This is a genomic window from Rhizomicrobium sp. (genome assembly GCF_056722145.1).
Genome location: NZ_JBWZET010000050.1, coordinates 1 through 21522 on the forward strand (window position 1 = coordinate 1; position 21522 = coordinate 21522).

The following is a 21522-nucleotide window of genomic DNA, read 5'->3' on the forward strand; positions in this document are numbered from 1 at the left end:
CCCCTGCCCCACGCCCGCATCGGTGTTCGAGATCACCACATCCACCGCGCGCGGATTGAGAAACACGTTCTGCTGCAGCATCTGCTTGCCGAATGCCGCATCGTAAACCGTGAACAGAACCGCCACGACCATCAGCGCGATGGAAACGTCCGCGCTCAACCACTCCGGCTCCGCCTCGTCCTGCGCTGCGGCAACGAGCAGCCGGCGGCGGTCTTTCCAGCAAAAAGCGAGGATCGGCACCACCGCCAACACGCTTGCGGCGAACGCCACCGGTCCGAGGATGACGATGGCCGGCACGCCCCAGGCCGCAAGCCCGAACATGACATACCAGCTTACCGGCCAGGTCCTGAACATCGCCTCTCGTTAGCGTGAAAGCGAAGAGCCGATCAAGGCTGCCGCGGCGGCATTTGTTGTACCTCACTACATTCTTGCCAGCGCGCCGTGCGCCGTGGCATGAGCCGGGAAATGAAAGCGGTGATCCTTGCCGGCGGTATGGGCACGCGTCTCAGCGAAGAGACCAGCGTCCGTCCCAAGCCGATGGTGGAAATCGGCGGCCAGCCGATCCTGTGGCACATCATGATGATCTACGCCGCGCACGGTGTCAGCGATTTTGTCGTCTGCCTCGGCTACAAGGGCTATTTCATCAAGGAATATTTCGCCAATTTCGTGCTGCACCGTTCCGACGTCAGTTTCGATTTCGCCCGCAACAGCATGGAATTTCTCGGCGGGCCGGTGCCGTCGTGGCGGGTGACGCTGCTCGACACCGGCATCGACACCATGACCGGCGGCCGTCTCAAGCGCATCCGTGCCGCGCTCGATCCCGGCGAGCCGTTCTGCATGACCTATGGCGATGGCGTCGCCGATGTCGATATCTCCGAGCTGATCGCCTTTCATCGACGTCACGGACTGGAGGCGACCGTCACCACCGTGGTGCCGCCGTCGCGTTACGGCGTGACCGTGGTCGATGGCGAACGGGTCGCGCGCTTCGCCGAAAAGCCGCACGGCGACGAAGGCCGCATCAATGGCGGCTTCTTCGTGCTCGACCCCAAAGTGCTCGACCGCGTCGGCGGCGATGCGACGGTGTGGGAGGCTGGCCCACTGGAAGGCCTTGCGCGCGACCGTCAGCTCGCCGCTTTCGCGCATGACGGCTTCTGGCAGCCGATGGATACGCTGCGCGATCGCAATCTGCTCGAAAAACTGTGGCAGGAAGGACGTGCGCCGTGGAAAATATGGTGAGCCCGTCGTTTTGGGCCGGCCGGCGTGTGCTCGTCACCGGACACACCGGCTTCAAGGGCGCATGGCTGGCGATGTGGCTGGCCGAACTCGGCGCCGAGGTGGCCGGCTTTTCGTTGACACCACATACCGTTCCAAACCTGTTCGACGCCTCCGGGCCGTGGCCGCGGTCGTATTTCGGCGACATTCGCGATGCCAAGGCGGTGGCGGCGGTCGTGCGCGCCTGCGACCCAGAATTCGTCTTTCACCTTGCGGCACAGGCGCTGGTGCGGGCGTCTTATCGCGATCCGGTGGAGACGATTGCCGTCAACGTCACCGGCACCGCGGTGTTGCTCAACGCGCTGCGGCAGGCGGAAAACCTGCGCGGGGTGATCGTCGCCACCACCGACAAGGTCTATCGCAACGCCGACGACGGCCGCGCCTTCCGCGAAGACGATCCGCTCGGCGGCCACGATCCCTATTCCGCCTCGAAAGCGGCGGCCGAACTCGTCACCGCCGCGATGGCCGACAGCTTCCTCGCAGCGCCGGTCGCAACGGCGCGCGCCGGCAATGTCATCGGCGGCGGCGATTGGTCGGAGGATCGCCTTATCCCGGACATCTGGCGCGCGGTAAAGGCGCAAGCCCCACTCGCCTTGCGTCATCCCGAAGCGACGCGGCCCTGGCAGCATGTGCTCGATCCGCTCTGCGGTTATCTTCTCTATGCGGAGCATCTTGCGAGCGGCGTGCCCCGGACGCTCAATTTCGGTCCGCTTGGCCCGCCTCTGACCGTCGGCGAAATCGCCGATGCCATGCTGGCGGCGCTCGGCTGCGACAAGCGCTGGCGGCCGTCCGAAGGCCTGCAGCCGCGCGAAATGAAAATGTTGGCGCTCGATCCGTCGCGTGCGATCGCCGCCCTCGGCTGGCATCCGCAACTGGACGCGCATGCCGCGCTTGCCTGGACCGCCGAATGGTATCGCCGCTTCGCGGCCGGCGCCGATGCCCGTACGCTCTGCCGCGATCAGATCGCGCGCTACGGCGAATTGGTGGCCGCATGATCTTCCACGAAACCCGCGTCGTTGGAGCCCTCATCATCGAGCCGGATAAGCGCGAAGATCATCGCGGCTTCTTCGCGCGGCTGTTCGATGCCGACGCCTTCTCCGCCCGCGGTCTCGACACCCGCTTCGTGCAGGTCAACACCTCTCTCAGCCATCGCCGCGGCACGCTGCGCGGCCTGCACTATCAATTCGGTCCTGCGGCAGAAGCGAAACTGGTGCGCTGCACCACCGGCGTCTTGTTCGACATCGCGCTCGATCTGCGCCCGGATTCGCCAAGTTTCGGGCACTGGTGCGGCGCCGAACTCGACGGCACGCGCATGCTGTACGTGCCGCGCGGCTGCGCCCACGGCTTCGTCACCCTCACGGCGCAAAGCGAGGCGGGCTATCTGGTGTCGGCGCCCTATTCCCCGGCGCACGAGCGCACGGTACGGTTCGACGACCCGCGCTTCGCGATCGAATGGCCGATGACGCCGGCGGAAATCTCCGACAAGGACGCGCGCGCACCCGATTTCGATCCCGCCCATCATCAGATCGAGACGCTGCGAGGCTTGCTGTGACCACGGCGGTTCTTGGCGCCCACGGCCTGATCGGATCGGCGCTGGTTCGTCACTTTAGCGCACGCACCTTGGCGCGCCGCGCCCCCGCCGATCGCATCATCGAAATTCCCGCGCGTCTCGATTTTTCCGGCATCGAAACGCTGATCCATGCGGCCGGCATCACCGACGAGGACTTCGCCGATCCCGCCGCCGCCTTCGCCCACGCCATCGCCGGCACCGCCGCCGTTGTTGATTCGGCGCGCGCGAGCGGCGTGCAACACTTCTGCTACCTGTCGTCGGCGCATGTGTATGGTCCGTTAAGGGGCACGCTCGACGAAACCGCGCCGCCCAATCCCCTGTCCGACTACGCTCTCGCCCATTTCGCCGCCGAGCAGATCGTGCGCCGTGCGGCGTCAGAGAATTTCCGCGTACTGATCCTGCGCCCGTGCGCGGTGTTCGGCGTGCCGCCCGAGCGCTTCCGCCGCTGGTCGCTGGTGCCGTTCGACTTGCCGCGCCAGGCCGCCGAAAACGGCGCCATCGTGCTGCGCTCGCACGGCTTGCAGCTACGCAATTTCGTCGGCACCGGCGACATCGCGCGCATCGTCGAAACCTGGCTGGCGCGCGACGCAGCGCCGTTCGAACGCATCAACCCGCTCGGCCACACGACCGCCACCGTGCGCGATTTCGCGAATCTTTGCGCCCGCGAATACGAAACGCTGACCGGCCGCTCTTGCCCCGTGACCGCACCGCCCGGCTCTGAAACGGACGCCTTCGCCTATTGCTCGCGCATCGACCAAACTCCGTCAGACGACCTCGCCGCCACAATCCGCGCCTTGATCGCACGGCTGCTGAAACGGAGCGCGCGATGCGACTGACCATCGGCCTGCCGGTGTACAATGGCGGCAAAACGCTGGCGCGTTCGCTCGACCTGCTGCTGTGGCAGACGTTTGCCGACTTCACGCTGATCATCAACGACAACGCCTCCACCGACGATACCGGCGCGATTGCCGCCGCTTACGCCGCCCGCGATCCGCGGGTGAAGGTGTTCCGCAACGCCGAGAACGTCTCGTGGTACGAGAATTTCCGCCTCACCCTGGCGCGCGCCGATACGCCCTATTTCATGTGGGCGACGCACGATGATTTGTGGCAGCCGCGGTTCGCCGAAGCCAACATCGCCGAGCTCGAGCGCCACCCCGGCGCGGTGTGCAGCGTCTCGAAAATCGCCTATTTCACCGATACCAGCGAACAGATCGCGCCCGACACCGGCCCACTGATCGGCACGCCGGCCCAGCGTCTCACGCGCTATTTCGACACCATGTATTCCTGCGGCCGGCTTTACGGCGTTTATCGCACCGCGGTGCTGCAGCGCTGCTGGCCGCCCGGGCTCGCCATTGCCTCGGCCGATTGGCTCGGCGTGGCGCTGACGCTGGTGGAAGGCGATCACCGTGAAGTCGATGACGTGCTGCTCCGCCGCGAAGCGCAGCCGCCGGGCCACTATGTGCGCCACTTCGGCAAGATCGATCGCTTCACGCCGACATGGCGCGATTGGGTGCAGCCGCTGCATCGCTTCAACCTCGAATTCAAACGCCGCGTCGATCCGGCGCTTTATCGCGCTGTGCGCCTGTCGTTATGGCGGCTGAATGTGGCGCAAAGCATGGTGACGCTGCTGTCGGCATTTCCCTTCCTGAAACCGCCGCTGCGGGCCGCGCGTCGACTTTTCACGCTGCAATACGGGCGCTGAGCCGTGCACGAACGCAGGACGTTCGCCAAGAACGCGCTCGCCAACGTCATCGGCGGCGTCTCCGGCGCGTTCTTCGGCCTGGTGCTGCCGTATTTCTTCGTGCGCAGCCTCAGCCCCGGCGCCTTCGCGCTGTGGATTTTGGTGCTGCAGCTCGGCGGCTATGTCGGCTATCTCAGTTTCGGCTTGCAGATCGCGATCGGCCGCTACGTGGCGCACGCTCTCGAACGCGGCGATCAGCCGTTCGCCGAAAGAATATTGGCGGCCGGCATACAGATCCTGACGGTGCTGGGCCTCGTCGGCTTGGTCGCGATCCTGGCGCTGGCGTGGGCGTTCCCGTGGATTTTCCGCCAGGTGCCGGCCGAACTCGTCGCCACCGCGCGCGCTTCGCTTCTCTGGGTCGGCGCGGCGCTGGCGGCGGGATTGCCGGTGCTCGGGTTCCTCGGCGCCTTCATCGGCCTGCAGCGCAACGACATCCCCGCCGCGACCACGACCGTCAGCAAGCTGATAATGGGTGTCGCGCTGGTCGTCACCGCGGCGCTGACGCACGACCTCGCCGCCGTGTGTGCCGCGTATTTCTTCTGCAACATCGCGACCAATGTCGCCCAAACCGCGATTTTCGCGCGCGTCTGCCGCGGCTGGCGCCTGCGGCTTTTCTATGTCGACCGCAACGCCCGGCACGAACTGATCGGCTATTGCATCAGCCTCACCGTATGGTCGCTCGGAACCCTGGTCGTCAACGGCATGCAGACCACCATCGTCGGGATCTTCGATTTTTCCGCGGTCGGCGCGTATGGCGCGGCGCTCAATCTCGTCACCTTCGCGGCCGGCGTCGCCTATACCGTGTTGAGCCCGCTGGTGCAGGTTTTCGCCAAGCAGCACGCGGCGGGCCGTTACGACGCGATGACGGCGCTGTTACAGCGCGCGTCGTTCGTCACCAGCGTGGCGCTGATCGCGGGCGGGGCCTGGATGGTGCTGCTGGCGTCGCCGCTGTTCATCGCCTGGATCAAACAGCCGCTGGCGGCGATCGCGATACCGGTATTCACGATTCTGGTGATCGCCAATGTCGTGCGCGCGGTGGCGATGCCCTACATGAATTATTTGATAGGCAGCGGACGCCAAACGCAGGTGATCATCACGCCGCTCATCGAATGTGCGGTTAACCTCGCGGTAGGCTTGGCACTGGCGCCGCGCATCGGCGTCATGGGCGTGGCGATCGGAACGCTGGCGGGTGGCGTGGTCGGTATCACTGCCAACTTCGCCTACAACATGCGTCGAACACTGCCGGAACACGCCAGTGTTTCCGCGCTGTTGCAGTGCTCCGTCGCCAAGCCGGTCGCCTGGAGCTCGCCGCTGGTCGCAGTGACGGTTCTGCAATGCTGGCATCCGCTCGCACCCCTGACGGGTTATCTTCTTGCGGCTTTAACAACTGTTGTACCAGCTTACTATTTTTTCAGGCGCAACGTGCGTCTGGGTCTGGCGTTTGATCGTTGAGTTCGGTCACGGGAATAGAACTATTCATTACACATCTTTTCGGCTAGCGGTATGAGGCCGCGGCAATCTCCCTATGCCATCAACGAACAGGTACCATGAACGTCTACAGCATTGTGGTGACTTACAATCGCGCCCGGCTCCTGCGCCGCGCATTGACCGAACTGGCCGAGAACGGCTTCAAGCGCGTCATCATCGTCAACAACGCCTCGACCGACGAGACCAAGGACGTGCTCAGCGCCTTCGAAAGCCGGTTCGAGGAATATCACGCGGTGACGCTGCCGGCGAACGTCGGTGGCGCCGGCGGGTTCGCCGAAGGTCTGCGGCGCTTCCTCGCGGTATCGCGCGATGGCGACTACGCGCTGCTGCACGACGACGACTCCTGGCCGAATTTCGCCTATGGCGAACTGACGGCGCAGCTGGGCCCCGCGGTGCGGCTCGGCGCCTTTCCGGTGACCCACACCGACGGCACACTGGTGGCGATGAACCGGCCCGGCCGCGCGCGATTCCTGCGCAGCGTCTGGCGCGCCTACGAATATTTCCAGGCCTCGCATCGCCCCCAGGAACTCGACGATTTCACGCTATGGCGCGATTTCGAGTACTGCGCCTTCGTCGGCTTCCTGATCCGGCGCGACGTGGTGGCGGCGGTGGGCGTACCCAGCCCGGCCTTCTTCATCTACTCCGACGACACGGTTTACACCTACCTCGTGTCGCGCCAATACGGCCCGATCCGCAACCTTTATCGCGGCCGCTGCACCTTCATCCACGATCGCAACCGCGCCTCGGCGAGAAGCCTGCTGCAGTCTGCGTTTGCCTTCTACGAAGTGCGCAACAAGATCGTGCTGTTCCGCCTGTTCTCGGCGTGGTCGGCGGCGTTTGCGCTGTTCTATGTCGTCCGCTCGCTGCTGCTGGCGCCGGGGCGCGCCGGCACCATCCTCAAAGGCGCCTTCGCGGCCTATCGCGAGCGGCTCGAGCGCTTCCTGCCGGTCGATGCGACGGCAGCGGCCAAGACCTCGATCAGCGAACTGGTCGAGCCCGGTTAGTCCGACTTGCGCTCGCCATAGCGGGCGATGAAATCGCGTGCGAACGCGGCGATGCGATGCTCGGCCACCGCGGTGCGCAACGCCGCCATCAGATCCTGATAGAAGCTGAGATTGTGCCAGGTCAGCAGCATCGAGGCGATGATCTCGTTGGTCTTGACCGCGTGATGCAGATAGGCGCGGGAGAACTGGCGGCAGGCCGGGCAGCGGCAGTCGGGATCGATCGGACCAGTGTCCTCGGCATTGCGCGCATTGCGCAAATTCAGCGTACCGTCCCAGGTGAAGGCCTGGGCGTTGCGGCCCGAACGAGTCGGCAGCACGCAATCGAACATATCGATGCCGCGCAGCACGCCGCCGACAATATCATCGGGCTTGCCGACGCCCATCAGATAGCGCGGCCGCTCGGTCGGCAGATGCGGCACGGTGAAATCGAGGGTCTCGAACATCATCGCTTGCGGCTCGCCGACCGCCAGGCCGCCGACGGCATAGCCGTGGAAGCCGATCTCCTGCAGTGCCTCGGCCGAACGCAGGCGCAGATGCGCGAAGGTGCCGCCCTGCACGATGCCGAAATTGCCCTTGCCGGGCTGCTCGCCGAACGCCACGCGCGAGCGCTTGGCCCAGCGCATCGACAGCGCCAGCGATGTCTCGATCACCGCTTCGTCGCCGCCAAACGCCGGGCATTCGTCGAGCACCATCTGGATGTCGGAGCCGAGCAGGCGCTGGATTTCCATGGCGCGTTCGGGCGAAAGGAATTCCTTCGCCCCGTCGATGTGCGACTGGAAGGCGACGCCTTCTTCGGTGATCTTGCGCAGCTTCGACAGGCTCATCACCTGGAAGCCGCCCGAGTCGGTCAGGATCGGCCGTTCCCAGCCGCAGAATTTGTGCAGGCCGCCGAGCCGCGCTACCCGCTCGGCGCCGGGGCGCAGCATCAGGTGATAGGTGTTGCCGAGAATGATGTCGGCGCCGGTTTCGCGTACGCTTTGCGGCAGCATCGCCTTGACCGAACCGACGGTTCCGACCGGCATGAAGGCGGGCGTGCGAATGTCGCCGCGGCCAGTGTGCAGGATGCCGGTGCGCGCGGCACCGTCGGTGGCGTTAAGCTCGAGGGCAAATTCGGTCACGGATCAGCTCGGTAAGACAGGAAGTCCCAGGCTCCCTGCCACCCGCCGGACCCGTTCGTCAAGGCTCAGCATGGCCAGATCGGGAAAGGCCGATCGCGCATGAAGGGCAGAGGCGACATGCAAGGCATCAAGCGTGCGGATCGGCTCTCGTGGAAATGGTTGGCGGGCGCGGGCTATGATTTGGGGCGCGAAGGGCAGGATGGTCCAATGTTGCGCCACCGATGCCAAACGGTTTCTCGCCACATTGACTTCCCCTTCATCCAGCGAACCGAGCGCCGCAGATCGCCAGATAGTGCGATCGCATTCGATCAGTGTCAGATCGCTGGACGTGACCGTTTCGGCGTTCGTGAACAGAGTGTAGATTGTGGCTTCGGCGTTTTCTTTGAGGAGCCACGCCAAGACGGCGCTGGATTCAACGTAGAGGTTCATCAGGCTTCTTCACGTCCGACATCCAGTTTTCTTCGCGCAGTGCGTCCAAAATCTCTTGTGACGTGATCCCCTTCAGCACTGGGCCGGGCATCGGAGCATAGAGCGCCTTGCGGTCTGTGATCGGCTTGCCCAGGCGGATTTCGCCTTTCCGCACCATTTCGTCGAGCACGGGATTTTCGGTCGTTACCGGCGGTTTCAGTTCCGCGACCACTTCGCCCTGGTCGGTGACGACCACGGTTTCGCCGGCGCGTACCTTGGCGATGTACACGTCCAGCCGGTCTTTCAGTTCGTTGAGGCCGACCCTGGTCATGGCGCTATTGTACCGGCCGCCCCTTGCAATCGCAAGTTATGGCCGCAGCAAGAGGCACGCGTCGCCGTAGCTGTAGAAACGATAGCGTTGCCGCACCGCTTCGGCATAGGCGCGCTGCATGGTTTCCAGCCCCGAAAACGCCGACACCAGCATGAACAGCGTCGACCGCGGCAGGTGGAAGTTCGTCAGCAGCACGTCCGCCGTGCAGAAGGTGTAGCCCGGGGTGATGAAAATGTCGGTCTCGCGCGCCATCGGATGGATCACGCGATCGGGCGTCGCCGCGCTTTCGAGCGTGCGCAGGCTGGTGGTGCCGACCGCCACGATCCGCCCGCCGGCCGCACGCGCCGCGTTCAGCCGCTCGGCCGCCGCGTCCTCCAGCACCGCATATTCGGAATGCATTTTGTGGGCGGCGGTGTCGGCGGCACTCACCGGCAGGAAGGTGCCGGGGCCGACATGCAGCGTGACATGCTCGCGCCCGACGCCCGCCGCCGCCAGCGTCGCCAGCAACCCCGGCGTGAAATGCAGGCCCGCCGTCGGCGCCGCCACCGAGCCCTCTTCGCGGGCGTAGATGGTCTGGTAGTCGGCGGCATCGCGGGCATCGGCCTTGCGCTTGCCGGCGATATATGGCGGCAGCGGCGTCTCGCCTTCGGCCGCGATAGCGGCATCGAGGCGCGCGCCGGCAGCCGCGAACCCGATTTCCACTTCGCCCGCCTCGCCGCGTTCGATCACGCGGGCCGCGATGGTTTCGCCGAGCCGCAACGCATCGCCGGGATGCAGCTTCTTGGCGGGCCGGGCGAAGGCGAGGAAGCGGTCGGGCGCCGTCCGCCGGTGCAGCAAGAGCTCGATTTTCGCGCCCGGCGAGCCGGTCCGTTCGCGCCTGCCGCGAAGACGCGCCTGAATCACCTTGGTGTCGTTGACCACCAGCACGTCGCGCGGCTTGAGAAAGCGCGGCAGATCGCTGACGCGGGCATGTTCCAGGCGGCCGTCGGCGTGCACCACCAGCAGCCGGGCACTGTCGCGCGGCTCGGCGGGGCGCAGCGCGATCAGGTCTTCGGGCAGATCGAAATCGAACAGCGAAACGTCCATGCCGGGGTGTTTACCCCAACTGCCGCCTCACTGCACCAGCGACTTGGTGCCTTCGAAGTCGAACAGGAAGCGCACCTCTTTCAGGCCCGAACCCAGCATCGCCCGCCTCAGCCGCGGCTTGTCAGAGGTCTGGAACAGGAAGAAGCCGCCGCCGCCGGCACCCAGGAGCTTGCCGCCGGTGGCGCCGTTCTGCATGGCGAGTTCGTACCATTCGTCGATCTTGGGGTTGGAGATGAAGCGCGAGCGGTTGCGCTTTTTCTGCCAATGCTGGTCGAGCAGGTTGCCGAACTCGTTGAGATAGCCGCGTTCCAGCGCCTCCAGGCTGCGAAGCCCAAGGTCCTTGACGAAATGCAGATGGCTCAGCATTTCCTCGTCGGATTCCATCACCCGCTTGTTCAGTTCTTCTTCAAGCTCACGCGCCGGCGAGTCGATGCCGGTGTAGAACAGCGCCAAGCTGTCCTCGAGATTGGCGCGCATTTCGTCGGTCATGGTGACCGGCCAGTTCTCGACGTGATTGTCCTTGCAGAAGCGGAAGGCGCGCACGCCGCCGAGCGCCGAAATATACTGGTCCTGCTTGCCGAGCGGTTCCTTCAGCTTTTCGAGCTGGATGGCGCTCGCCATCTGGGCGATTTCGGTGGTGCGGGCGCTGCGCCGGGTGTGGATATGCAGGGCGCGTAGCAGCGCCGTGGTGAAGGATGACGAGGCGCCCAGTTCGGCGCGGGTCGGAATATCGACCATGACGTTGATCTCGAGGCCGTGCCAGTCGATGTCCATCAGCTTGAGGACTTCGCGCACCACCGGATGCTGCACGTCTTCGAGCCGGTTGACGCGCTCGAGCTTCGAATAGCGGATGACCAGATCGTCGTGGAAGCCCTGGTGCAGCATGACGTAGACGTATTTGTTGATCGCCGCCGAGATCAGGAAGCCTTCGTAGTCGCGATAGTAGGAGGGATGATCCGTACCGCCGCCGCCAAGCGAGATGCGCAGAGGGCTCCGCACAATTATCATATTAATCTCCGGAAAAGTCCCAGCGGGACCAAACCCCTGCCCGCCCGGAAAATAAAGGACAACCGGCCGCAAAAGTCCACGCGACTTGGTGGAATAGCCGGCCATGGCAGCGCTGTCTTTGCCGTGCCGCGCGGCTGTTAGCGTTCCCAGCTGCCGCTGTCTTGCGCAAATGAGCGGCGGCGCAGCCGATTTATGTCTCTTGCCCGCCCCTAAGTCCTCATGGTGAATGACGCCGTGCGCCCACTTTTGTGTGCGTTACATACTTATTGGCGACGCGGTGCGGCACTCTTTAGAACCGCTCCGAGACTTGGGACGAGGCATTCTTGACAAGCTTCACTCCGAACGAAACTGACGGCTGCCTGCAAACTGGAATCAAGGGACTGGCGGCGGTTGCGCGCCATCTCGAACTCGACTGGAGCCTGCCGCGGCTGATGCATTTGCATGGTCGCGATGCCGAACCCGACGCCGAGGGGCTGGCCCGCATCGCCCGCGCCGAAGGGCTGAAGGCCGCCGTCCACAAGCTGGATTACGGCCGCCTGCAGCGGTTTTCGAAGCTGACGCCGTTCATGGCGCGGCTCGCCAACGGTGCCTTCGTCGTGGTGCTGCAGACGGCAGTGCCATCGCCCGAAGGCGGCGAGCCGATGGTGGTGCTGTTCAATCCGCGGGCGCCGGAAGCCAACCTGTTTCCGATCCCGAAGGCCGAATTCGTCGAGCACTGGACCGGCGAAATCGTGCTGCTGAAACGCCCCTACAAGCTTTCCGACACCACCCGCCGCTTCGGCCTGGGCTGGTTCGTGCCCGAGTTCTGGCGCCAGCGCGATCTTTTGCGCAATGTCGTGATCGCCGCCCTTGCCATGCATGTCGTGGCGCTGGCGGTGCCGATCTTCTTCCAGATCGTGATCGACCGCGTGCTGGTGTATCTGTCGATTTCGACCCTCGTCGTCATCGGCGTCGGCGTCGTGGTGGCGATCCTGTTCGATGCCACCCTCAGCTGGCTGCGCGGCTATTTCATCCTCAACACCGCCTCGCGCATCGACATGCGGGTCGCCCGCACCACCTTCGATCATCTGATGGGCCTGCCGATCTCATTCTTCGAGCAGCAACTCGCCGGCGTCGTCACCAAACACATGCAGCAAGGCTCGCAGATCCGCGAATTCCTCACCGGCCGCCTGCTGACGACCTTGCTCGACCTGCCGGCGCTGATCGTCTTCCTGCCGTTGATGATGTGGTACTCGGGCACGCTGACCGGCGTCGTGCTGTTCGTCACCTTCCTGCTCGGCGGCGTCATTGCGGCGATGATCGGGCCCTACCGCCGCCGTTTGCGCCGCCTCTATTCGGCCGAAGCCCAGCGCCAGTCGCTGCTGGTGGAAACCGTCCACGGCATGCGCACGGTGAAATCGCTCAATCTCGAACCGCGCCGCCAGGAGGCGTGGGAGAACGCCGCCGCCGATGCCGTGCGCACCTATGTCCAGGTCGGCAAGATCAGCCTTGCCGCCAACACGCTGTCGCAGTTCATCGAAAAGGCGCTGTCCATCGTGATCGTCACCGTCGGCGCCTTCCTGGTGTTCGGCAACAAGCTGACGGTCGGCGAGCTGGTCGCGTTCAACATGCTGTCGGGCCGCGTCATCAGCCCGGTGCTGCAATTGATCGGCCTCTTGAACAACTATCAGGAAGTGTTGATGAGCGTGGAAATGCTCGGCGAGATCATGAACCGGCCGACCGAATCCACCCGTCGCGGCCTGACCCCGGCGTTGCGCGGCGACATCGAGATCGACCGCGTCACCTTCCGCTATCCCGGCACCGACCGCCCGGCGCTGAAGGAGTTCTCGGCGCGCATTCCGGCCGGTTCGATGATCGGCATCGTCGGGCGCTCGGGTTCGGGCAAGACGACGCTGTCGGCGCTGCTGCAAGGGCTTTATTACGCCGGCGAAGGCGCCATCCGCATCGATGGCCACGACATCCGCGACATCGACCTCGCCTATTTGCGCGGCGCCTCCGGTGTCGTGCCGCAGGAGCCGTTCCTGTTCCGCGGCACCATCAAGGACAACATCCGCATGGGCCTTCCCACCGCCGGCTTCGAGGAGGTCGTCAATGCCGCGCGCCAGGCTGGCGCCGACGAGTTCATCCAGCTGTTGCCGCAGCGTTACGACACCGTGCTCGAGGAAGGCGCCGTCAATCTGTCCGGCGGCCAGAAGCAGCGGCTGTCGATCGCCCGCGCGCTGTTGCGGCGGCCCCGCATCATCATCTTCGACGAGGCCACGTCGGCGCTCGACCCCGAAAGCGAGGCCGTGGTGGTGCGAAACCTTGCCGAGATTGCGCGCGGCCGCACGGCCATCGTGATCTCGCACCGGCTGCAGACCATCCGCGATGCCGACACCATCCTGGTGCTCGACGGCGGCGAGCTCGCCGACATGGGCAGCCACGATGAACTTATCCGTCGCAATCCGATCTATCGTCAGCTGTGGTCGCAGCAGATGCAGAGGGCCGCATGAGCTTCATGGAAAAAGCGCGGGATCGTGCCCGCGAAGCCCGTTTCAACGCCGAAGAGCAGGTCATCCGGCACTGGAAGTCGGTCGACGGCTGGATCGACCGCCGCTTCAGCGATGCGCCGACGCGCGAAGATGCCGGCGTGGCGCAGCAGTTCAAGCCCGACTCCGTCGCCATCGAAGAGGCGCCGGTGCCGATCTCGGTCCACGCCGCCCTTTATGCGGTGGTGACGCTGCTGGTGCTCGGCCTGGTGTGGTCGATCATCGGCTCGGTCGACCGCATCGTGGTGGCGCCGGGCAAGATGGCGACCAAGACGCCGGTGGTGGTGATGCAGCCGTTCTCGACCTCGCGCGTCGCCGAAATCGCGGTGCAGCCTGGCGACCATGTCAAGAAAGGCCAGTTGCTGGTGGCGTTCGACCCCGCCTTTGCCGAGGCCGACGTTGCCACGCTCGACCACAAGGCACGGGCGCTGACGGCGCGGGTGGAACGATTGTCGGCCCAACTCGACGGCACGCCGTACGCCGCCGCGCCCAACGACTCCCGCGAACGCCAGACCGAAGTGCAGATTTTCCAACAGGAAACCGCCAACTACGCGGCCGAGATGGCGCAGCGCGATGCCCGCCTCGCCGCCGTCAATTCCGAACTGCACGCCGAAAACGCCGCCGTGGAAGGGCTGAAGCAGCAGCTCGACATGTCGAACAAGGTGGTCGACATCTATCAGCGCCTGCTCGACCAGAAGGCCGGCGCCCCGCTCGATGTCATGAAGGCGCAATCGAGCGCGGTCGATGTATCGATGAAGCTGGCGACCTCGAGCGGCGACATCAAGAAGCTCGCCGAGCAGCGCACCGAAGGAGCGGCCGAACGTCAGGCCTTCCTCGACAAGTGGCGCAGCGATCACAATCACGAACTGGTGCAGGCGCGCCAGGACCTCGCCGAAGCCTCCGAAACCCTTGCCAAAGCCCATCGCATGCGCGAGTTCACCCGCATCGTCGCGCCGGCCGACGGCACCGTGCTGGAAATCGCCGATCGCTCGGTGGGATCGGTGCTGCGCGAGGCCGAGACGCTGGTCACCATGGTTCCTGATGGTGCGGCGCTCTATGTGGAAGCCAATGTGCCGTCGCGCGATGTCGGGTATCTGAAGCCCGGCGCCGACGTGCGCATCAAACTGGAATCCTATCCGTTCCAGAAATACGGCACCCTCAACGGCAAGCTCGATGTCATCAGCGCCGACTCCGTAGCGCTCAAGGAAGGCGAAAAGAGCAGCCTGGTCTATCGCGCCCGCGTCCGCCTGGTCGATCCGCCCGCGGCGATCGCCCGTCGCGGCGTCCATCTGCGCCCCGGTCTGGTGGCGTCGGCCGAGATCAAGACCGGCAAGCGCTCGATCTTCTCCTATGTGATGAACCCGATCCTCAGGACCGCCGACGAAGGCATGCGCGAACCGTAATCTCCTCAGGAGGGAGAGACGGGGCTGACGCGACGAAGAACGACAACAGCGTCGCTTCAGCCCCGCTTACGCTTGAGCACCATGGCGAGCGCGATCAGGCCGCCGCCGAGCAGGAAGAAACCGCCGGCTTCGGGAACTGCCGTGACATTCGTCGCCGAACCGCCCGCCGTGGCACCGCCGGCGTAGCTGCCGCCCTCGCCGCCCAACACGCTCACCACGGCGCGGCCCGTCGATACCGTGCCGAGGCCGGTCTTCAGCTTGGTGGTGTTCCCCTTGAGGACGTTGCCGGCGATGATGGCGTCGTGACCGGATTGGTTCCAGATGAATTCGGACGTGGTGGTATCGTTCTGAAAGTTGTTGTTGACGATCAGGATCGAGCCCGGCGGATTGGATGTGCTTTCTTCCCCGATCGCGATTGCGGCGGTGTGATTGGTCGAATTCGGCCCTTTTTCCAGCGTGTTTCCGGCGATCGTTACCGCACCGCCGTCGGGCACATCGATCAGATAGGACGACGTGCCGGTGGTGCCGTCGCTGATGGTGTTGCCGATGACATAGGTCGCATTGGCGCGCGACTTGATCGAATGACCGGCTTGCGTATCGGTGAAGGTGGAATTCTGCACGTTGAGCACGCCGATATGGCCAGCATAGATCGCATGGCCGCAGCCGCTCGCCGAAACGCAGGTGCCGTTGTGGTCGAACTCGCTGCCGGTGACGTTGATGGTGGAAAACACGTTGTAATCCGACAGGATGCCGTCCTGGTTGTTCTTGAACGTGCAGTTGACGACGTTCAGATTCTGGCCCTGGAAGCGGATGCCGGCGCCGTTGCCGTCCGAATCCGTGGCGCCCGCAAACGAGATGTTCTTCACCGTGATGCCCTTGCCGGCGAACACGAACAGGCCCTTCGACGAGCACACCGCGCCCGACACGTTGACGCCGGCGCCGACGCCCTGGATGGTGAAGTTGTTGTATTGGCCGAAATTGGCGCAGCCATAATTGCCCGGCATCACGTTGATGGTGTCGCCCGAGCGCACCTGGGCCGCCGCCGCGGCGATGGTGGTGTATTGCTGCCCGGCGCCGACGGTAAGGATCTTGGCGTGGGCGCCGACGGAAACGATGCAGAAGGCGAAACTCACGGGCAGCAGCACACTGGCCTTCAGCGCTGCGCGGAAGATGGTGATCATGGGGGCGGTCCTGTTCCTGCGCGTCCATTGAGGGCGCCGCAAGGTTACTTTTTAGGAAACCGGTCCGGCCACGCCATCGGGAAGATGTGCAATGCGACGAGATGGTATCGGACTTGTCCGCGTCCACTGCCACAGCCGTTGACCTGAATCAACGCCGCGGCATTTTCGATTGGCGGCGTGCACGCACCCCGATGGTGATGCCGGCGGCAACGCTGCTATCCATTTCGTTCGTCATGCGTACGAGGACAGTCGATGCCGACCCAGGCCCAACTTGATGAAGCCGCCTACATTTCCGGCGTCAAAGCCGATGGCACCATCGCCGCCACCGCCTATTGGGGCTGGACCGGCTCGACGCCCGCTGCCTACACCAGCGGCTACACCGACGCACGCAAATGGGGCGCCAACACCGCCAAGACCGGCGCCACCGTCACCTGCTATTTCGATACCCACGCGGCATGGACGGCGGACGAGATGCAGGTCTTCCGCACTGCCCTGGCGTTGTGGTCGGCGGTGGCGAACATCACCTTCACCGAAACCACCGTGTCCGACGGCGCCGACATCACCTTCCTGCGCGGCAGCGACGGCGCCGCCAACACGATTTCCTCGGCGCTCGATTACAGCGGCACCGGCGGCAAGCCCGGCGGCACGCATTTTCTCACCCTGACCGGCTCGACGGTTTCGATCGACACCTCGGTGTTCCCGTTGACCAGCGCGGCGACGGCGGATACGGCGTTGCACGAGATCGGCCATGCCATCGGGCTCGGTCACGCCGGCCCCTACAACAATTCCGTCAATCCGGCGACGCAGCAGTTCGGCGCCTTCGACAATCTCGCCTGGTCGGTGATGAGCTACATCAGCGCCGCCGATCCCAGCGCGCCCGGCTACGATCCCTCCACCGCCACCGCCTGGAAAGGCGCCGAGCCCGACACCTTCATGCCGCTCGACATCTTGGCGCTGCAGAACATCTATGGCGTCGCGCAGAACACCCCGCTCTCCGGCGGCCAGGTGTTCGGTTTCAATTCCAACATCGGCGGCAATCTGGCGCCGGTCTATGATTTCACGCAGAACACGACACCGGTGGTGACGCTGTGGGACAAGGGCGGCGGCAACACGCTTGATCTGTCGGGCTATGCCACCGTCGCGACGGTCAATCTCAATCCCGGCACCTTCTCCAGCGTCGATGGCCTGACGCACAACCTCGCCATCGCCTTCGCGACCGCCATCGACACGCTGGTCTGCGGCAGCGGTGCCACCACCGTCACCTGCAACGACGACGGCGATGTCGTGCTCGGCGGCGCCGGCAACGACAGCATCACCGGCGGCGCCGGCAACGACGTGCTCAATGGCGGCAGCGGCCACAACACGATCAACGGCGGCGGCGGCTCCAATACCGCGATCTTTGCCGGCGCCCGCAGCGACTACACGGTCGTGGCCAATACCGACGGGTCAACGACGGTATCCGGGCTCGGCGCGGTCGATACGCTGACCAACATCCAAAACTTGCGCTTCCTCGGCGCCAACGACGACTTCAATGCCGACGGCAATTGCGATCTGTTGTGGCAGAACGACAATGGCAGTGCCGCGGTGTGGTCGCTGAACGGACTGTCGCTCACCGGCGGCGCGCTCGCAGGTCCCAACCCCGGCCCTGATTGGCATGTCCTCGCCTCCGCCGATTTCAACGGTGACGGCAAGGCCGACATTCTGTGGCAGAACATCGATGGCAGCGTCGCGATCTGGACGATGAACGGCACCAGCGTCACTGGCGGCTCTATCATCGGCAATCCCGGCAGCGATTGGCGTCTCGTCGGCACCGCCGACATGAACGGCGACGGCGCCAGCGATATCGTCTGGCAGAATGCCAATGGTGCCGCCGCGATCTGGTTCATGAACGGCACGTCTGTCGCCTCCGGCGCCTGGGCCAATCCCAATCCCGGTCCGAGCTGGCATTTGGTGACGACAGGCGACGTCAATGGTGACGGCAAGGCCGATCTCATCTGGCAGAACGACAGCGGCACGGTTGCGGTGTGGACCATGAACGGCGCCACCGTTACCGGCGCGGCCGCCATCGGCAACGCCGATCCGAGCTGGCATGTGAAAGCCACCGGCGATTTCGATGGCGACGGCAAGGCCGATATCCTGCTGCAGAACGACAGCGGTCAGGCCGCCATCTGGTTCATGAACGGCGTCTCCATCACGTCGACCGCCCTCGTCGGCCCCAATCCCGGCCCCGACTGGAGCGTGGTGCGCGCCTGCGATCTCAATCACGACGGCCGCGCCGACATCCTGTGGCAGCAGCAATCCACCGGCCAGGTCGCGGCGTGGACGATGAACGGCGCCACCTTGACATCGTCAGCGCTAATCGGCACCGCGCCGGGCAGCAGCTGGCATCTGGCGACCGGCTGAGGCTCGCCAACTTGCCGATTGCGATGGGTGGCTTAAGATAAGGCCTCCCGCCGGTCGCGCCCATGATTGCCGAAATCGCCCTCTATGCCTTGATCCTGGCGCTGCTGATCGCGGCGCTGGCGCTGATCCAGCTGGCGCGGCGTGCCGCGCGGCGAGCGGCGATCCTCTACGTCTTGTCGGCGCTGGCCTTGCTCGCTTTTGCCGGCGTGTTGTTGTGGCGGCCGCCCCCTGCGCCGATCCTGATCGAGAAATCGGCGCCGGCGCTCGATCTGCCGCCGCTCGTCGCTGGCCAGCCGCGGCTCACGACCGCCGATCTGAAGGGCCATGTCACGCTGGTGAATTTCTTCGCGTCCTGGTGCGGGCCGTGCCGCGCCGAGCATCCGGTGCTGAGTGGCCTCGCCGACAACGGCATCCGCCTCGTCGGCATCGATTATAAAGACAAGCCGGCGGCGGCGACCGCCTTCCTCGCCGAGCATGGCAATCCTTATGCCCGCGTGGCCGCCGATACCGACGGCGGCGCCGCCATCGCGTTCGGCGCCTCGGGCGTGCCCGAGAGTTTCCTGATCGACCCAAACGGATTCATCCGCTACCAATCGGCCGGGCCCCTGACCGAGCAGAAACTGCGCGATGAAATTCTGCCGCTGGCGGCGCACCTCAAATGACGGCGATGACACCATTGCGCCGGCTGCTATACTGGGCGGCAACAGACTCGCGCCGCACGCGGGATCACCAGACATGGGAAGGAGAACAGGATGACCAGGGCACGCCATCTTGCTTGGGCAATCATTGTGAGCGCTACCACGGCCGCGGCGGCCCCGTCCGGCGGCCCCTATGGCCCGATCGACACGCGCTACGCGATCCCGAAGGCGCCACACGTCTATTACGTCGCCCCCGATGGCGAGGCTAATGCCGCCGGCACCGCGCTCGCCGCGCCGACCACGCTGGCCACGGCCGTCGCCAAGGCGGTCACCGGCGACGCGATCATCCTGCGCGGCGGCGTCTATCGCACCGGCGGCCTCTTCTTCAACCAGAAGATTATCTTCCAGCCTTATCTCGGCGAGCATCCGGTGCTGAAGGGCACCGAGGTCGCCACCAACTGGCAGCCGGCTGGCGCGAATGTGTGGAAGACGTCGTGGACAGCGCTGTTCCCGGCCGCTCCGCTCGCCTGGTGGCGGCGCGACAAGGAAGAGGCGGCCACGCCGCTGCACCGCTTCAACAACGACATGGTGTTCGTCGACGGCGTTTTCCTGCAGTCGGCCGGCAGCGTCGCCGAGGTCAAGCCCGACACCTATTACATCGATTACGCCGCCAAGGAGGTCTATGTCGGCATCGATCCGGCTGCGCACACGGTGGAAATCACCGCCCACGACGGCGCCCTGATCCGCACCAGCGGGCCCGTCAACGGCAAAACCAACGACTTCAAGGGCCCGATCATCCGTGGCCTGACCATCACCGGCTATGCCCGTCGCTGTCTCGAGGTGGAAGGCAAGCGCTCGTTCGGCCCCAATGACGAACCGACCGACGAGCCGATCGGCAAGGCCGATGCGTCCACCTACGGCAAGCAGGCGGTCGGCACGGTCTTGGAAAACCTCACCATCAGCTATTGCTCGCGCGTCGGCGGCTGGTTCCGCGGCGATCACATGGTGATCCGCAACAATCTGTTCTCCGACACCTCCACCGAAGGCATCTACGTCATCGCCTCATCGGATGTGCTGATCGAGAGGAACATCGTCCGCCGCAACAACATCGAGAACCTCACCGGCTACTATCCCGGCGCGGTCAAGATCTTCAACCAGACCCACAATGTCGTGATGCGCGACAATCTGATCCTGGAAAACCCCAATTCCAACGGCGTCTGGTTCGACGTCGGCAACCACGATGCGGTGTTCGTCAACAATTACGTCGAAGGCGCCCTGGTCGGCTTCTTCTTCGAAATCTCCAACGGCGCGACGGTCGCGGGCAACGTGTTCGTGCGGAACGGCGACGGCGCCCGGGCGCTGAACTCGCGCGACGTGCACATGTACAACAACACCTTCATCGACAACCCCGCCCGCTTCGAACGCACCGAGCGCAGCAACATCGGCGATCATTTCGCCTGGCATCCGACCACCGGTCCCGATGTCGGCGAGCGCCAGGGCCACATCTTCGTCAACAACCTGATGGTGGCGAGCGCCAACTATCGCAAGCCGCTGCTCCGGGTGGAACAGGCCTCGGTGTTGTGCGGCAAGCTGGTGACCTCGCCGCTGACGACGATCGACGGCAACGTCTACGTCCGCCCCGCCGACATCAGCGGACCGGTGGCGCTGTGGTCGCCCGCCGATGCGCCGGACTGCACCGCCAAGCCGGTGACGCTCGAGGCACTGCACCAGGTCGCGCCCGGCGTCGATGCCAAAGGCCGCCAGATCGACGCCGGCCCGCACGGCATCTTCAAGGCGCCCGATCTGGCGCGCTACGAGCTGATCCGCCCGCTCCCCGCCGCCACCCAGACCCCGGCCGCCGTGCTCAAACTGATGGGCTGGAAAAAACCCGGCAACGCCGGCGCCTATCCGACAACGGCGAAGCCGGCGAAGACAGCGAAGACAGCGAAGAAGTAACGCCCGCTTCTGCCCCCGCGCGCGGCAGGCTGCCTCGAACGGCATGATCCGCGTGGGGGAAGTGCCGCGCAGCGGCAAAGGGGGCTAGCCATCGACGAGCCCCCTTCCCACGCGTCGCATGGATTTCCCCCACGGTCCATCTGCGACCGGGGAAACCGGTGCGCCCGCGGGAGCAGTAAGCCGCGGAGTATTCTGGGAGCAGAGTAAAAACCCCGCACGTCACCGCTCCGGCGCAAAAATTAACGCACGCGGAGCCGCGGAGATCGCGGAGGCGTTTGGGTTGTTCGATGCACCGCAATCCGCGTCTGGCACGCTCGCTCCGCGCCTCCGCGTCTCCGCGTGAATCAAATTTCTTTGTAAGTGTCGCTCATCTTTTCTGCCCCCGCG

General features: G+C 64.9%; 19 protein-coding genes. 12 read left to right on the top strand and 7 right to left on the bottom strand.

Annotated features, from left to right (window positions below):
• A partial coding sequence (locus tag AC1P6P_RS02985; RefSeq protein ID WP_481400948.1) for a hypothetical protein occupies nucleotides 1-354 on the bottom strand: 354 nt, incomplete at its 3' end.
• Between the two features lie 111 nt (nucleotides 355-465).
• Between AC1P6P_RS02985 and rfbF the strand changes: the two genes are divergently transcribed.
• The 7 genes from rfbF to AC1P6P_RS03020 all read left to right on the top strand — a co-directional run bounded on the left by rfbF (nucleotide 466) and on the right by AC1P6P_RS03020 (nucleotide 7075).
• Nucleotides 466-1236 carry a glucose-1-phosphate cytidylyltransferase gene (gene rfbF, locus AC1P6P_RS02990; RefSeq protein ID WP_481400949.1) on the top strand — a complete coding sequence of 257 codons (771 nt, stop codon included), beginning with the start codon at nucleotides 466-468 and terminating at the stop codon, nucleotides 1234-1236.
• Nucleotides 1230-2267: a CDP-glucose 4,6-dehydratase gene (gene rfbG, locus AC1P6P_RS02995; RefSeq protein ID WP_481400966.1), complete on the top strand. Its 1038-nt coding sequence runs from the start codon at nucleotides 1230-1232 to the stop codon at nucleotides 2265-2267. The genes rfbF and rfbG overlap by 7 nt, the downstream gene beginning before the upstream one ends.
• Nucleotides 2264-2824 carry a dTDP-4-dehydrorhamnose 3,5-epimerase gene (gene rfbC / locus AC1P6P_RS03000; RefSeq protein ID WP_481400950.1) on the top strand — a complete coding sequence of 187 codons (561 nt, stop codon included), beginning with the start codon at nucleotides 2264-2266 and terminating at the stop codon, nucleotides 2822-2824. Before rfbG ends, rfbC begins: the two co-directional genes overlap by 4 nt.
• Entirely contained in the window at nucleotides 2821-3678 is an 858-nt protein-coding gene (locus AC1P6P_RS03005; RefSeq protein WP_481400951.1) for an NAD-dependent epimerase/dehydratase family protein, read from the top strand. The genes rfbC and AC1P6P_RS03005 overlap by 4 nt, the downstream gene beginning before the upstream one ends.
• Nucleotides 3669-4544: a glycosyltransferase family 2 protein gene (locus tag AC1P6P_RS03010; protein WP_481400952.1), complete on the top strand. Its 876-nt coding sequence runs from the start codon at nucleotides 3669-3671 to the stop codon at nucleotides 4542-4544. Before AC1P6P_RS03005 ends, AC1P6P_RS03010 begins: the two co-directional genes overlap by 10 nt.
• Before the next feature lie 3 nt (nucleotides 4545-4547).
• Nucleotides 4548-6035 (top strand): MATE family efflux transporter, encoded by a 1488-nt coding sequence (locus AC1P6P_RS03015; RefSeq protein WP_481400953.1) that lies wholly within the window; start codon nucleotides 4548-4550, stop codon nucleotides 6033-6035.
• 95 nt (nucleotides 6036-6130) lie between these two features.
• Nucleotides 6131-7075: a glycosyltransferase gene (locus AC1P6P_RS03020; protein ID WP_481400954.1), complete on the top strand. Its 945-nt coding sequence runs from the start codon at nucleotides 6131-6133 to the stop codon at nucleotides 7073-7075.
• Here AC1P6P_RS03020 and tgt read toward each other — a convergent pair.
• The 5 genes from tgt to AC1P6P_RS03045 are packed head-to-tail and all read right to left on the bottom strand — an operon-like array spanning nucleotide 7072 to nucleotide 11026.
• Nucleotides 7072-8193 carry a tRNA guanosine(34) transglycosylase Tgt gene (gene tgt, locus AC1P6P_RS03025; RefSeq protein WP_481400955.1) on the bottom strand — a complete coding sequence of 374 codons (1122 nt, stop codon included), beginning with the start codon at nucleotides 8191-8193 and terminating at the stop codon, nucleotides 7072-7074. The genes AC1P6P_RS03020 and tgt overlap by 4 nt on opposite strands.
• A gap of 3 nt (nucleotides 8194-8196) precedes the next feature.
• Nucleotides 8197-8622, bottom strand: coding sequence for a type II toxin-antitoxin system VapC family toxin (locus tag AC1P6P_RS03030; RefSeq protein WP_481400956.1), 426 nt, complete (start codon nucleotides 8620-8622; stop codon nucleotides 8197-8199).
• The gene (locus AC1P6P_RS03035) at nucleotides 8606-8932 is read right to left on the bottom strand and encodes a type II toxin-antitoxin system Phd/YefM family antitoxin (protein ID WP_481400957.1); all 327 of its coding nucleotides are present in this window, start codon (nucleotides 8930-8932) and stop codon (nucleotides 8606-8608) included. The genes AC1P6P_RS03030 and AC1P6P_RS03035 overlap by 17 nt, the downstream gene beginning before the upstream one ends.
• Before the next feature lie 36 nt (nucleotides 8933-8968).
• A complete protein-coding gene (gene queA, locus AC1P6P_RS03040) occupies nucleotides 8969-10018 on the bottom strand; it encodes a tRNA preQ1(34) S-adenosylmethionine ribosyltransferase-isomerase QueA (RefSeq protein ID WP_481400958.1) in 1050 nt (349 codons plus the stop codon).
• Nucleotides 10019-10045: 27 nt separating this feature from the next.
• Nucleotides 10046-11026, bottom strand: a complete 981-nt coding sequence (locus AC1P6P_RS03045) for a GHMP family kinase ATP-binding protein (RefSeq protein WP_481400959.1) — start codon at nucleotides 11024-11026, stop codon at nucleotides 10046-10048.
• Between the two features lie 323 nt (nucleotides 11027-11349).
• Between AC1P6P_RS03045 and AC1P6P_RS03050 the strand changes: the two genes are divergently transcribed.
• Nucleotides 11350-13518 carry a peptidase domain-containing ABC transporter gene (locus AC1P6P_RS03050; RefSeq protein ID WP_481400960.1) on the top strand — a complete coding sequence of 723 codons (2169 nt, stop codon included), beginning with the start codon at nucleotides 11350-11352 and terminating at the stop codon, nucleotides 13516-13518.
• A complete protein-coding gene (locus AC1P6P_RS03055; protein WP_481400961.1) occupies nucleotides 13515-14957 on the top strand; it encodes an HlyD family type I secretion periplasmic adaptor subunit in 1443 nt (480 codons plus the stop codon). The genes AC1P6P_RS03050 and AC1P6P_RS03055 overlap by 4 nt, the downstream gene beginning before the upstream one ends.
• 56 nt (nucleotides 14958-15013) lie before the next feature.
• Here the strand turns inward: AC1P6P_RS03055 and AC1P6P_RS03060 are convergent, their stop codons facing one another.
• Nucleotides 15014-16138, bottom strand: coding sequence for a right-handed parallel beta-helix repeat-containing protein (locus AC1P6P_RS03060; protein ID WP_481400962.1), 1125 nt, complete (start codon nucleotides 16136-16138; stop codon nucleotides 15014-15016).
• 252 nt (nucleotides 16139-16390) lie between these two features.
• Between AC1P6P_RS03060 and AC1P6P_RS03065 the strand changes: the two genes are divergently transcribed.
• From AC1P6P_RS03065 to AC1P6P_RS03075, 3 genes are all read left to right on the top strand, one after another.
• The gene (locus tag AC1P6P_RS03065) at nucleotides 16391-18541 is read left to right on the top strand and encodes an FG-GAP-like repeat-containing protein (protein ID WP_481400963.1); all 2151 of its coding nucleotides are present in this window, start codon (nucleotides 16391-16393) and stop codon (nucleotides 18539-18541) included.
• 62 nt (nucleotides 18542-18603) lie between these two features.
• A complete protein-coding gene (locus tag AC1P6P_RS03070) occupies nucleotides 18604-19203 on the top strand; it encodes a DsbE family thiol:disulfide interchange protein (protein ID WP_481400964.1) in 600 nt (199 codons plus the stop codon).
• Between the two features lie 126 nt (nucleotides 19204-19329).
• On the top strand, nucleotides 19330-21135 hold the full coding sequence (locus AC1P6P_RS03075; RefSeq protein WP_481400965.1) for a right-handed parallel beta-helix repeat-containing protein: 1806 nt from the start codon (nucleotides 19330-19332) through the stop codon (nucleotides 21133-21135).
• The last annotated feature ends 387 nt before the right edge of the window (nucleotides 21136-21522 follow it).